At 38.0% G+C, this 14034-nt stretch carries 13 protein-coding genes; 1 reads left to right on the forward strand and 12 read right to left on the reverse strand.

From position 1 onward, the window contains the following. Positions 1-2 precede the first annotated feature (2 nt). Positions 3-560: an acyl-CoA thioesterase gene (locus tag IGK82_RS09465; protein ID WP_002382741.1), complete on the reverse strand. Its 558-nt coding sequence runs from the start codon at positions 558-560 to the stop codon at positions 3-5. Between the two features lie 168 nt (positions 561-728). Here IGK82_RS09465 and IGK82_RS09470 point away from each other — a divergent pair, with 168 nt between their 5' ends. Continuing rightward, positions 729-1670, forward strand: coding sequence for a ketopantoate reductase family protein (locus IGK82_RS09470; protein ID WP_010824811.1), 942 nt, complete (start codon positions 729-731; stop codon positions 1668-1670). Positions 1671-1721: 51 nt separating this feature from the next. Here IGK82_RS09470 and holA read toward each other — a convergent pair whose 3' ends face one another. The 11 genes from holA to IGK82_RS09525 form a co-directional block, all read right to left on the reverse strand. Further along, on the reverse strand, positions 1722-2750 hold the full coding sequence (gene holA / locus IGK82_RS09475; protein WP_002364451.1) for a DNA polymerase III subunit delta: 1029 nt from the start codon (positions 2748-2750) through the stop codon (positions 1722-1724). 57 nt (positions 2751-2807) lie between these two features. Continuing rightward, on the reverse strand, positions 2808-5072 hold the full coding sequence (locus IGK82_RS09480; RefSeq protein WP_185066741.1) for a DNA internalization-related competence protein ComEC/Rec2: 2265 nt from the start codon (positions 5070-5072) through the stop codon (positions 2808-2810). 34 nt (positions 5073-5106) lie between these two features. Next, positions 5107-5610 carry a ComE operon protein 2 gene (locus IGK82_RS09485; RefSeq protein ID WP_002378554.1) on the reverse strand — a complete coding sequence of 168 codons (504 nt, stop codon included), beginning with the start codon at positions 5608-5610 and terminating at the stop codon, positions 5107-5109. A gap of 122 nt (positions 5611-5732) precedes the next feature. Next, positions 5733-6410 (reverse strand): helix-hairpin-helix domain-containing protein, encoded by a 678-nt coding sequence (locus IGK82_RS09490; protein ID WP_002415710.1) that lies wholly within the window; start codon positions 6408-6410, stop codon positions 5733-5735. Between the two features lie 62 nt (positions 6411-6472). Then, entirely contained in the window at positions 6473-7543 is a 1071-nt protein-coding gene (locus tag IGK82_RS09495; protein ID WP_002394720.1) for a SepM family pheromone-processing serine protease, read from the reverse strand. After that, positions 7530-8021, reverse strand: a complete 492-nt coding sequence (gene coaD / locus IGK82_RS09500; protein ID WP_002356693.1) for a pantetheine-phosphate adenylyltransferase — start codon at positions 8019-8021, stop codon at positions 7530-7532. The genes IGK82_RS09495 and coaD overlap by 14 nt, the downstream gene beginning before the upstream one ends. 1 nt (position 8022) lies before the next feature. Beyond that, entirely contained in the window at positions 8023-8616 is a 594-nt protein-coding gene (gene rsmD / locus IGK82_RS09505) for a 16S rRNA (guanine(966)-N(2))-methyltransferase RsmD (RefSeq protein WP_073339922.1), read from the reverse strand. Positions 8617-8675: 59 nt separating this feature from the next. Continuing rightward, positions 8676-9026 (reverse strand): YlbG family protein, encoded by a 351-nt coding sequence (locus IGK82_RS09510; RefSeq protein WP_002359714.1) that lies wholly within the window; start codon positions 9024-9026, stop codon positions 8676-8678. After that, entirely contained in the window at positions 9016-9450 is a 435-nt protein-coding gene (locus IGK82_RS09515; RefSeq protein ID WP_002356689.1) for a YlbF family regulator, read from the reverse strand. Before IGK82_RS09515 ends, IGK82_RS09510 begins: the two co-directional genes overlap by 11 nt. Beyond that, a complete protein-coding gene (locus tag IGK82_RS09520) occupies positions 9447-10571 on the reverse strand; it encodes a CAP-associated domain-containing protein (protein ID WP_002356688.1) in 1125 nt (374 codons plus the stop codon). Before IGK82_RS09520 ends, IGK82_RS09515 begins: the two co-directional genes overlap by 4 nt. Before the next feature lie 16 nt (positions 10572-10587). Continuing rightward, the gene (locus tag IGK82_RS09525) at positions 10588-14016 is read right to left on the reverse strand and encodes a pyruvate carboxylase (protein ID WP_025193359.1); all 3429 of its coding nucleotides are present in this window, start codon (positions 14014-14016) and stop codon (positions 10588-10590) included. Between the last annotated feature and the right edge of the window lie 18 nt (positions 14017-14034).

A 14034-nucleotide genomic window follows, 5' to 3' on the forward strand; every position in this document is an offset into this window, starting at 1 on the left:
TTTTATAAAGGTGAATCAATCCACGGTAAATCCGTTGTGAGATGTTGACTAAATAATTTAGTCTCTTCTCGCAAAGCTAAACGTTGTTGTCGTCTCGTTTCATAATTGGAACAAATCAACTTTTCTTCTGCAGTTTCTGGGACGACTGCCGCTAATTGGAAGTCACTTTCGGGATTCATATGAGACGGAATGGCTACAAAAGTTGTAAAACAAGTCGCCGCTAAATAACGCTCGCCAGTTGTTAAATCTTCTCCTACAACTTTAACAAATACTTCCATCGATTTATGATGCACGCCAGAAACAAACGTTTCAACACACACTGAGTGATTTTCTTTTAAAGGTTTTAAAAAATTCAAGTTATCTAAAGATGCTGTAACTGCCCCTCTCCGACAATGTCGTGAAACGGAAATGGATGCGGCGTCATCAATTAAAGACATTAATTTCCCACCAAATAGTGCACCAAAGGGATTTAAATCAAAGGGAAATACACGATGTGTTTGAATCACTCGTGATTCTCGACAAAATTTTTCTTTCGTCATTAACGATTCCTCTACTTTCATTTATAAACTTTTCCACGCTTTACTTTAGCTTACTTTACCATTTGATGCAATCCTTACTTTTTAGGAAACATTTAAAAAATAACAAATTTGCAAGTCCCATTTATTCATTTTTAAGAAAGTTGCTGTATAATAATAACGGTTAAAGAACTTTTAAGGAGATGGATACACATGAAAATTGCAATTGCTGGTGCCGGCGCTATGGGCAGCCGTTTAGGAATTATGTTGCATCAAGGCGGAAATGATGTAACTTTAATCGATCAATGGCCCGCGCACATTGAAGCCATTCGTGAAAATGGTTTAATCGCTGATTTTAATGGAGAAGAAGTTATCGCAAAACTACCAATCTTCTCACCAGAAGAAATTGACCATCAAAATGAACAAGTTGATTTAATTATTGCTTTAACCAAAGCACAACAATTAGATGCAATGTTTAAAGCGATTCAACCAATGATTACTGAAAAAACGTATGTACTATGTTTATTAAATGGCTTAGGTCATGAAGATGTACTAGAAAAATATGTGCCAAAAGAAAACATCTTGGTTGGCATTACCATGTGGACAGCTGGTTTAGAAGGACCGGGACGTGTTAAACTTTTAGGTGATGGCGAAATTGAATTAGAAAATATTGATCCTTCTGGTAAAGAATTTGCTTTAGAAGTCGTTGATGTCTTCCAAAAAGCTGGGTTAAATCCAAGCTATAGTAGCAATGTTCGCTACTCTATTTGGCGGAAAGCCTGTGTCAATGGCACGCTAAATGGTTTGTGTACAATCCTTGATTGTAATATTGCCGAATTTGGTGCACTACCTGTTAGTGAATCCCTTGTTAAAACATTAATCAGTGAATTTGCAGCAGTCGCAGAAAAAGAAGCCATTCATTTAGATCAAGCAGAAGTCTATACACATATTGCTCAAACTTATGATCCAAACGGTATTGGCTTGCACTATCCGTCTATGTATCAAGATTTAATTAAAAATCATCGTCTCACAGAAATTGATTACATCAATGGTGCCGTTTGGCGCAAAGGACAAAAATACAACGTAGCAACACCTTTCTGTGCCATGTTGACACAGCTTGTTCACGGAAAAGAAGAACTATTAGGAGCTAAATAATAAGAAAGTACCAGAGACAATCGTTGTATGACGATTGTCTCTGGTACTTTCTTATTTTGCTTGCGCAGTCAATTTTAAAATAAATAATTGGAATAGTAATTCTTTATCCATTTGGCCCGTTTTCATGCGGTAATCATTTTCAACTAATTCATCATAAAGTCTTTCTAATCGAGACAATTCAAATCGTCGGACTTGTTGTAACGCTAACTTGACTCGATAAGGATGAACCTTTAATGTATCAGCGATATTCGCTTGTTGATAGCCCATCTTAGCCAAAATTTTTGTTTGTAGAAAAAGGCGAATCTGATTCAATAAGATTGCATTTAACTTAATGGTTTCTTCTCCTTGTAAAAGTAAATCTTCATACAATTGAACAGCTTTTTCACTGTTTCCAGAAAGTACTTCGTTGGTTAAGTCAAAAACATTATGTTCCAAAGACTTAGGGACTAATTCTTGAACCGCACCTCGTGTAATTGTCTTCGTCTCAAGGGCATATAAATACAGCTTCTGTAATTCTCCCATAATTTTTGATAAGTTCAAGTCTGTCAATTGAAGTAATAAATCAAAAGCATCGGAGCGAATAGTGTACCCTTCGCTCTCAATCGTTTGAGAAATGTACTGACGAATAGCCTTTTCATCCATTGGATTGACGTCAACCACTGTGGCATTTTTTTTCAATGCTTTGGTAACTTTTTTGCGTTCATCTAATTTTTCATAAGAGGCCATAAAAACAAGAACAGTTGTTGGTGATGGACTTTCCAAATAATTCAATAAAAGATTGACATCATGTTCCACACCGTTTGTTTTTCTTTCGGCAGTTAAAAAGTAAGGATTTTCCACAAAGACAAGGCGATAATCACCAAAAAACGGAATTGTTTCCGCTTCAGCAATCGCTGCACTTAAAGGTGTTTCCTCCATATCAAATGAGAAAAAGTTAAATTGATCATCCTCTTCCGTCAACAATTCTTTCATCAATGTTGTTTTAAATAATTCAGTTAAATAAAGTTCTGTTCCTATTAATAAATACACTGGAGCGATTTTTTGCTCTCGCACTTCTTTCAAAGCTTTTTGTAACTCCATTGGCTCGCTCCTTTTCTCGTTTCTCTTGTTTATCCTATCATGTTACTTCTGGAAATACTAGTCTTGTTCTTTAACAAATTTGGCTTTAGAAAGCCCTTGCCAAGGTAACCATTGATAATAAATCATTCCTTGAAGATCGGTCCGATAATAATTTATTTTTTGCTCCTCCAGCGTCGCTAATGTCTCCTGATGAGGATGTTTAAAACGATTATTCAGTCCAGCTGAAATCAATGCTTCTCGCGGATTAAGCTGTTTGATAAATCTTTTAGTAGACGACGTTTTACTACCATGATGACCGACTTTCAAGATGTCGATTTTCAACTGGGGATAGCGAGCCAACACTTGTTCTTCTCCTTCGGCTTCCAAGTCACCAGTAAATAAAAAATGCCGTCCGCCTAATTGTGTGGAAAACACTATCGAGTCATTATTGCCCCCAATACTGCTCTTATTTGGCGATAAAATTTGAAAAGAAATGGGCCCATTAATTCGCTTGGGCGCTAAAATTGGCCGACAGTCTGTTCCGCTTTTTTGGAGTTGTTTCAAGACTTGGCGAAACGAAAAATTGGCTTCAGCTGCTCCTTTAGGGAAATAAAGAACAGAAATTGGAACCTTCTGCGCAATGGCTAATAAATCGCCAAAATGGTCTTCATGTGCGTGTGTGATGATCACTTCATCTAAACGTTTGACTCCTTGACTTTTGAGAAAAGGAATCACTGAATATTCCGCTCCTGATCGACTATTTTTCCGTTGCCGCCAAGCTTCTTTGTCAAAAGACAACCGACCACCTGTATCGATCAGTGTATTTTTTCTGTGAAAAGGCGCTTGGATAAACAAACTATCCCCTTGGCCTACATCGATCATTGCAACAATGCCAATTGGCGAAAGGTATTTACTATTTATCAAAACAATTAGTAGTCCGATTGAGAAAAGAATTTTTTTAGACTTGTCTGCTAAATAAATCATTGAAAGTCCGATTAGTAATAACAAACTAATTTGTATCCAAGAATTTAAATAGCCGATGGTCAGCTTCGGATTTAAGTGAACTAGCACCCACTCAAATAAGCCATTCATTGTTAAAAATAGTGGTTCGAGCAAGGCTGCTAAATAACGTGCTGGCATAATAATCACTAGAAAAAAGCTCAACGTCAAAAGCGGTAACAAGAACCGTTCAAAAATTGGTAACAAGAGAAATGTTAAGAAACTTCCTAACAAGGGCCATTCATAAAATGATTGGACTAAAATAGGTAAGGAAGCCACAGCCAATAGGAAAGAGCCTAAACAATTTTTAATGAAAGGCGAAGAATAACCAACCAATGTTTGCTCTAAAAACAGCAGAACAAAGGAAAGTAAATAACTAAATTGACCGCCGACTGAAAAAAAGAGGGTTGGCTGAACAATCAAGTGCACTAAGAGAGTTAAACTCCAACAATCGAGAGCCGGAACCTGCCAATTAAACCGTCGATTGAACGTATTGAGGTTTGTTTGTAAAAGCGCCCGCATGACACTAACTGAGAATCCTGTTAAACCAGCATATATCAGTGAAAAACTGCATTGCCACAAAAAATAACTTTCTTGCGTTCGGCGAGCAATTCTTAGCATTAGCAAGCGAAATAAACGAAGGAAAAAAGAAACATGCATCCCTGACAAACTAAAAAGATGCAAAATACCTAATGCTGAAAATTTATCGCTTATTTCAGCAAATTCTTCATTACGAAAACCTAAGAGCAACGCATTCATATACATTGCACTAGTATCAGCAAAATTTTTCTGAATATGTACCATCGCCCATTTCCGCCAGCCGCTAATGATTTCTTTAAACCGCCAAGAAAAAAAGGAACGCGGTTGTCCTATCTCCTCAATGAATAAAATAGCTTCGATTCCTTGATTCTTTAAAAATAGTTGATAATTGAAGCCATTTTTGTTGGTTTGACCTTGGGGCGAGTCTAAAATACCTACAGCGGTTGCCTGAATGGTTGTGGTTAGTTGTTGCCATTGCTGTTTTTCTTTCACACTTTTTAATTGATAAAATGCCATCACTTTCTGCCTTTTGCCTTTTACGATCCAATTGGCAGGAAATTTTACTTGATCACCATCGACTTGTATTTCATCTGGTAATATCGTTAGCTGTCCTGACAAGCGAACTTCTTTAGGCAACAAAGAGACTGGCTTTAACCACTGGAAAATCAATATGCCCCCTACTATTAAAAAACTGCACAAAAAACCTCCCAATATAACAGGAAAACTTTTTGTACAGACAATACGGATAACAGTGATAGAAAGAAGAAGAGCTCCTAATAGACTAGGTGCGAAAAAACACCACAGCCCACAACTAGTCAGCAGAGCTATGAAGAACCAATTATTCCTCAGCTGAGGAAAGATTGTCCTCAAGTGTGGCAAATTCTTCTCCCCATTGTAATTCGGCAAAATATTTTGGTACTAAAGTCACTTTTTCAACCGTGGCTCCTACTTGTTCAATTAAATTTAGGGCGTACGCATCATTACGGTAATCCTTTAAATAATAAATCTTTTTAATCCCTGCTTGTAAAATCATCTTTGTACATTGCAGGCAAGGGAAATGTGTCACATAAATTTCTGCCCCTTCTGTAGGGACGCCAAACTTCGCACATTGTAAAATTGCATTCATTTCTGCGTGGATTGTTCGAACGCAATGATTATCAACAACATAGCATCCTTCATCAATACAATGCGTTCCGCCACTGACTGAACCATTGTAACCTCCTGCAATAATTCGTTTGTCGCGAACAATGGTTGCTCCGACAGTTAACCGTGTGCAAGTACTTCTTAATGATAATAAGACGCTTTGTCCCATAAAATATTGGTCCCATGGAATTCGTTCCATAATAAACCTCCTTTATTTTTAATGACTCCTGTGTTCGATTTGCCAAATCATTTAATCTTATTACAAATAGTATGTTATCCGCATCCCATAGTCAAGAATTCTCAGGAATTTTCTGTTAAAAGTTAGCCAGTCACTGTCAACATGTCTTTTAAACGTTCTACTGTTTTCTCTCCAATACCTGGAACATTTTTCAGTTCCTCGACGGTTTTAAACGGTCCTTGTTCGTCACGAAAGCGAATAATCTCTTGTGCTTTTTTCGCACCGATTCCTGAAATCGTTTGTAGCTCTGCTTCTGTTGCCGTATTAAGGTTGATTTTTTCCTCCTGATTTTGCTGAGCAGGTGCTGATTCCTGCAGCGTTTCTAATGACTGTGGCACTGATTCTCCTTTTTTGGGCACGTAAATAATCATTTGATCTTTTACTTTTTGAGCGTAATTGACCTGGGTAGTATCAGCTTCCTCGCTCACACCTCCAGCTAAAGCTAAAGCATCCCAAATCCGCTGCTGATTTTTTAGTTGATAGATTCCTGGTACTTTCACTGCGCCTTTAATATCAACATAGATCATTGTTTCTGCCCTTTCTTTTGTAGCATCTGTGGCGACCTCTGCCGTAGTGGTCAAACTTGTCTCCTCCCACATTGTGGTGTCTACTTGTGCCTCCTTATTAACCATCAAATAAATGCCCACTAATAGAGTTATCAAAATAACTATAGACGCGCCACTACCTAGCAATAGCCATTTTTTGGGTAACTGTTTCAACCAATCCATCGTTTGTCCTCCCTTCAAAATATAATTACGCATTTTTTAACAAAAAAATGCGCCTGGACCAAAACTCACTAGTAATTTTTGGTCCAGGCGTACTTTTATTTTAATTTCTCTAGATAGTTCAAGGCATCTTGAACCGTTTTTACTGGGACAATTTTCATTTTTGTCCCAATTTTTTTCGCAGCTTCTTGTGCTTCTTGATAATTCGATTTGATTTTCGGTTCAACTTTTTTCATTTCTGAAGTTATTTCATCATCGGGTGCAAAGAAAATTTCTGCGCCGTTCTCACTGGCAGTTACAACTTTTTTGTCAATGCCACCGATTCTACCAACGATTCCTTGACTGTTCATCGTACCTGTTCCAGCAATTTCATGACCTTTACGTAAATCTTTATGACTTAATTGTTCATAGGTCTGCAAAGTAAACATTAAACCAGCCGATGGCCCACCAATATCACCCGCTTCAATAGATACTGGGATAGAAGAATCAATTTCTGTATGATCAGTCAAACCAATACCAATCCCCGCTTTTTTATCTGTTGGCAATTCAATTAATTTGCCGGTCGCTTCTTTTGTTTTGCCATCTTGAATAAATTGAACAGTGACTTTTTGATTCACTTTTTGTGCTTTAATGTAATTCATTAATTCTTCACTGCTTTTAAAAGATTTACCATCCACGCCTGTCACGGTATCGCCAACTTCAATTTTTCCTTTAAAACTTGAGTTGTCTTCCATCGCTAACACATAGACGCCTTTAAATTTCATCTCATATGGAACCTTCGCTAATTTTAAGGCTTGCTCAATTGCGGCGTTTTTTGAGGAATCCATATAGTATTGTTGAATTCGATTATATTCGCTATTACTACTATCTCCCATTAATTCTTTTTTGGACATGACTTCTTGAAAATCCGAAAAGTTTGCTTTTATGGCAGAAAAAATAGTGGCCGAACGAATGCCCACCGTTGTTAAATAAAAAGCACCTGACTGCGTATCTTTTTTTCCATCAACAGTTACAAACTCTTTTAAATTTTCTGTCGTTCCTGGTCCTTCAATATAATAAGGAATTGGGACGATAAACAAACCAATTAGCAGCAATGCCAATACCATTGGAATGAGTGATTTAAACGAAAATTTTTCTGTTTTTTTATTCATTATTTTAGCTCCAGTCATTCTTCTTTTGTTTTAACGCATGATAAATATTGGGAGGAAGATAGTCAGACACATCGCCTCCAAAACGTAAAACTTCTTTTAGTAAACTGGAGCTTACATGTGCATATGGTTCTTCTGCTAATAGAAAAACCGTTTCAATTTCTGGCGCCAGATGTTGATTCATTTTAGCAATGTCTTTCTCGTACTCGTAGTCTTTGACGTTTCTAATGCCACGAATCAAAAAATTAGCCCCTAATGATTTTGCACTTTCCACAGTTAACTGGGTTTCTTGCATGATAACACGCACATTTGGCATTTCTTTAGTTGCTTCTTCAATTAAATATTTTTTCTCTTCTGGCGTAAATAATGTTTGCTTACTTGTATTTATAAAAACGCCAATGATGACTTCGTCAAATAACTTCGCACTGCGTTCAATCAAATTTAAATGACCATTTGTCATCGGATCAAAACTTCCGGGAAATAGAGCAATTTTACGCATCTTACGCCTCCTGACGATAAATCGTTACTTGAGTGATTCCGTAAACGGTTTCTCTTGTTTTTTCTAGTGTACCAATCGTTTCCGGTAATTTGACAGTTTTATCTGTTTCACAAACGATAACGGCTTCGTTTGTTAATAACTGCCGTTCTAACATCTTTTCTAATTGTGAAACAATTTCTTGTTTGGCATAGGGCGGATCCAATAAGACCAAATCAAATTGTAGCTTCTCTTCATAAAACTGTTCTAAGGCACGATTAGCATCCATTTTTCTAACTTCAAATTTTTCTGGTTCTTTTGTAATCCCAATATTTTCTTTAATTACTTTTAGTGCAGCAAAATTCTTTTCAATACAAATACTTTTGTCCATTCCACGAGAAACGGCTTCAATCGCTAACCCGCCACTTCCTGAATATAAATCCAGCGCCATTCCACCTTCGAAATATGGACCAATCATATTAAAAATAGATTCTTTTACTTTATCTGTTGTGGGCCTAGTATTGTCGCCATCTAACGCTTTCAGGCGCCGGCCACCATATTCTCCAGAAATAACACGCATTGTTTCGACTCCTTTATCAATCATTCTTTTATAATTCATTATAACAAAAAGAGTGAAAAATGTTTGAAATTTCTCATAACATTTCTCACTCTTTTGCATTAGACATTCTCTGCTAAGCGAATCTCTGTAGATAATTCCTCTACTACATAGCCGTCGTCTTCTTGTTCTTGATAAGCCGCTTTGGTACCAATTTTTTCAGCAAAATTCATTTCGACATCTGGTCGATACGATTTATCGACACTACGAACAAAATGTAACTGATTAATTTTTTCCATGTTACTTTCAATATTTTCTTCATTCATGTAAATCACCACATATTTCATTTTTCGTGAAACATAGTGAATCAGTCCATATCGGCGTAACTGTTTTAACGGTTTTAATGTGTATACCCAAACAATTAGGCAACGACGCTCTTGAAGCGTAAATTCTTTTTCTTCTTTAGCTTGCATGGCAGCTTCCTCCACAACCTGAATGTTTCTTTCCTCGTTCAAAGAAAGGATTTCCAGCATCTACTTTAATATCTTCAGAAATTAGTTGCGCAATCTTTAAACCAATTGTATCTAGCAACGTTTGAACGTTTGTCTCAGCAAAACGATAATTTGCAACGATTTCATTTAAATCAAGCGCCCGCTTCGCTTTACGTAGGGCTCGCTGTTTCTCCCGAAAATCGGGTGCATGAATTCCATAAGCCTCTACTCGTTCAAAGGCTGACTTAGCTTCTAAAAATGCTTTTTGTAACTGAGCAACTTCCGCCGAAGCATACATAGCTTTTTTTGTTTCTTTATAGTTTTGAACAGCATCACTTTCTAAAAGTGCTGAAATTAAACATTCTGTTTGATCTTCAATTGCAAATAAATGTTCTGTTACAATCATAACTTTTCACTACTCTCCGTGATTTGCCTATTTTCTGGTCGTTTCTCTAATAAGACTAACACACCTTCATTGGAAAAGGCAACGCCCAATTCTGTCGTTTCTGACTCAGCAAAATAGCTATCATATTGCGGGTCCGAAAACCATGACAAAATAGTAAAGGTACTATCATAAACAGGTTCTTGGAAAATACCTGCTGGTTCTCTCAACGAAAGTTTGCTCGTTTTAACTAATAAAGAAAATTCGTCCTTAGTCAACTGAAAGGGATGGATGGCTGTATGTTCCTCTCTCGTTTGTAACAATTCTGCTTGTCGATTTGCCGACAAAATTGTTGGTGTATGATTAGCCAGCGTTTGATACAATGTTTGGGCATCTTTTTGGCTTTGTGTAGAAACTGAAAAAGCAGCTTGATTTTCTTGCTGTTTAACCAGATTCATGACATAAATCGCTTGGTTACTTTGAACAGGATCGAAGGTCATTGACTGCGTTATATCAACTGGCAAAGGAGAACCTTCATTTAATTGATACGGCATTTCCGTGAGCAACGTTTCTTTATTGACATAATTAACTGCCATTAAACCGCCCGTCCGCTGATTAAAAAATAACACCGCAAAACTGCCATTATCAAAAGCAACCAGTGGTCGATAGTTCATATCTTCTTCCATCAGCTCGACATCGTAAGCTTCATGATGAAAATTAAATGCAAAATTCGAATAAATCGTCATTAAATCAGACAAGTCAGCAAGCTTCATATCTATTTTAAACGGTTCTATCATTTTGTCATTGTTAAAGGCCTTAATTGCGATGACTTTATTTTCTCGAACGTTGACTTCTAAGTAATCATTCATCGTCAAACCGAACGTCCATAATTCATACGTACGACCTGTTTTAATTTTTTCTTTAGGATTGCCAAACTGGCGGATAAAGGTTTCCACATCTTTCCCTATGTATGCTGCGTAGCCAGAAGCTGGCAATTCTTCATGAGGAACAGCGGTGTGAGCGCTGGATAAGCGCCCACTTTGAGCTGTTTCGGTTGGTTTTTCAGCAGGGAAAAAAACTGGCTCTAAATATCCGATGAGTAGAACTGTTAAAAAAACAGCAGTAAAGGCCCAAAATCGCTTCATTTTTTCCCCTCTCATCTTATTTTTCTTTCACTTCTAATAACAAATCACCTGAGCTGATTGCTTCGCCTTCTTCAACATAAATGTGATCTACCGTGCCCGCAAAACGTGCTTCGATAGTCGTTTCCATTTTCATGGCTTCTGTAATCAGCAACGGCTGACCTTTTTCTACTTTATCGCCACGTTTGACCAATACTTGTAGAACAGAACCAGACATCGTTGCGCCGATTTGTTCTTTATTAGTTGGTTCCGCCTTTTGTTTAACTTGAACAGCTGACTTAATAGAGGCATCTTTAACTAAAACCTCACGACGTTGCCCATTCAAATTGAAGAACAAGACACGGTTTCCGTCAATATCAGGTTCGCCAATTTCATCTAAACGAATAATTAACGTTTTTCCTCGTTCAATTTGAACTTCCAATGTCTCTCCTTGACGAATACCATTAAAGAATGTTGGCGTATCTAATAAGGTTATATCTCCAAAGGTTTCGTATTTTTGACGATACTCTAAAAATACTTGTGGATACATTAAATAACTTAAAACTTCTTCCAATTTAGGTTGATACCCAATTTTTTCGGCTAATTCTTCTTGTACTTTCGCAAAATCAACAGGTGCTGCTAAGTCACCTGGCCGCTCTGTGAAGGCTGGTCGACCTTTTAGAATAATTCGTTGGAGCTCTTTCGGGAACCCACCAACTGGTTGACCTAAATCACCTTGGAAAAAAGTCACAACTGATTCAGGAAAACTTAGTTCTTCACCACGCGCATAAACATCTTGTTCTGTCAGATTATTTTGAACCATGAAGAGTGCCATGTCTCCCACGACTTTTGAAGATGGCGTCACTTTTACAATATCGCCAAACATCAAATTCACTGTGTGATATATTTTTTTGATTTCATCCCAACGGTGCCCTAAGCCTACCGCTTTTGCTTGCTGCTGTAGATTAGAGTATTGCCCACCAGGCATTTCATGCATATAGACTTCTGTTTGCGGGGCATTTAACCCATTTTCAAATGGTTGATAATACATGCGCACATCTTCCCAATAATGATTGATTTTCTGTGCATTATCAATGTTAATAGTTGGCGTCCGTTCACCATTGACTAAAGCATAATATAGACTGTTCATACTTGGCTGGCTAGTTGCGCCACTCATCGCACTCATTGCGACGTCAACAATATCAACGCCCGCTTTAGTAGCTGCTGAATATGTGATGATCCCATTGCCACTAGTGTCGTGAGTGTGGAGATGAATTGGTAAATCCGTGGCTGCCTTTAATTCACTAATTAAACGATAAGCAGCTTGTGGTTTCAATAAGCCAGCCATATCTTTAATCGCAATGATTTGTGCACCTAAATTTTCCAATTCTTTAGCCATATCAAGGTAATATTGAACATTATATTTTGCTCGGGCTGGATCATTGATGTCCCCAGTATAACAAATTGCTGCTTCCGCAATTTTTCCGGTATCCCGAACGACTTGAATACTTTTTTCCATTTGAGGAATCCAGTTTAAGCTATCAAAAATTCGGAAAACATCGACTCCTTGGCGAGCGGATTCTTTAATAAATTCTTCAATAACATTATCAGGATAATTTTGATAGCCTACCGCATTAGATCCTCTGAACAGCATTTGTAAAAGTGTGTTTGGCATCAACTGACGAATTTTTCTTAAACGTTGCCATGGGTCTTCGGTTAAGAAGCGATAGGCAACATCGAACGTAGCGCCACCCCACATTTCACTAGAAAACAGCTCAGGCAGGGCTGCATCAGTTAGACCAGCAATTGCTTTAAAATCTTGTGTTCTCACACGAGTAGCTAATAAACTTTGGTGCGCATCACGGAACGTGGTATCTGTCATTAACACACTTTCTTGATTCTTAACCCAATCGATGACGGCGGTTGCTCCTTGAGCGTCTAGAATATTTTTAGCTGTGATCACTTTTTCTGGAACTTCAATATCTGTCGGCACGCGCGGGGCTTCAAAATATTTTTTCTCCGTTCGTTCAATGCCAGGGAACCCATTGACCGTTACTTCTCCAATGTATTTCATCGTTTTATTGCCACGATCGCGCATACGAGGAAATTCAAATAATTCAGGTGTATTATCAATAAAGGTTGTTTTGGCTTCGCCAGATTGAAACGCTGGATAGCTCACAACATTTTGTAAAAACGGAATATTTGTTTTCACGCCACGAATCCGAAATTCTTTTAAGCAGCGTTGCATTTTACTGATTGCCTGTTCAAAAGAGAAACCATGCGTACAGACTTTAACCAATAAAGAATCAAAGTAAGGCGTCACAGCGTAGCCAGAATAAGCATTTCCTACATCTAAACGCACACCAAAACCACCTGGTGAACGATACGTATCAATTTTCCCTGTATCTGGCATAAATTGGTTCAGGGGATCTTCAGTCGTAATCCGACATTGAATAGCCGCGCCTTTTAATGTCAATTCGTTTTGTTTTGGCAAATGCATATCTTTATGCAAATCAAGCCCTTGCGCAATTTGTAATTGAGAGATCACAATATCAATATCTGTAATCATTTCTGTGATAGTATGTTCTACCTGAACACGAGGATTCACTTCAATAAAATAAAACTGATCCCCTTCTACTAAAAACTCAACCGTTCCCGCATTCACGTAGCCGACATGCGCCATTAACTGCACAGCAGCCGAACAAATGGCTGCTCGTTGTTCTTCATTCATTGATACACATGGTGCGACTTCTACCACTTTTTGGTGGCGCCGTTGAACGGAACAATCACGTTCAAATAAATGCAAGACATTCCCATGATGATCGCCTAAAATTTGTACTTCGATATGTTTAGGATTAGAAATATACTTTTCAACATAAACCTCGTCAGAACCAAAGGCTGCTTTCGCTTCACTTTTGGCTCTCTCGTAACCTTCTCGTGCTTCTTTGGCATCGTGGGCAACCCGCATCCCGCGACCGCCGCCACCTAAAGCAGCTTTAATCATGATAGGAAAGCCATGCGTTTCACCAAAAGCTACGACCTCTTCCACCGTTGCTACTGGCCCGTCTGAGCCTGGAATCGAAGCAATCCCCGCAGCTACAGCTGCTTCTTTCGCTTTAATTTTATCGCCAAAAATATCTAAATGATGTGTTTTAGGTCCAACAAAAATGATTCCTTCTTCTTCACAACGTTCGGCGAAGCGTAAGTTCTCTGATAAAAAGCCATAACCAGGATGAATGGCATCTGCTCCCGATTTTTTGGCAATTTGGATAATATTTTCAATGTCTAAATAGGCTTCAATTGGTTTTTTCCCTTTACCAACTAAATACGCTTCATCTGCTTTGAAACGATGAACAGAATACTCATCTTCTGCAGCATAAATCGCTACTGTCTGGATATCTAATTCTGTACAAGCTCTAAAAATTCGAATCGCAATTTCGCCACGATTGGCAACTAATACCTTTTTCATAACGTCACTCCTACCATC

It is taken from the genome of Enterococcus sp. AZ197 (assembly GCF_050556405.1).
GTDB lineage: Bacteria > Bacillota > Bacilli > Lactobacillales > Enterococcaceae > Enterococcus > Enterococcus faecalis.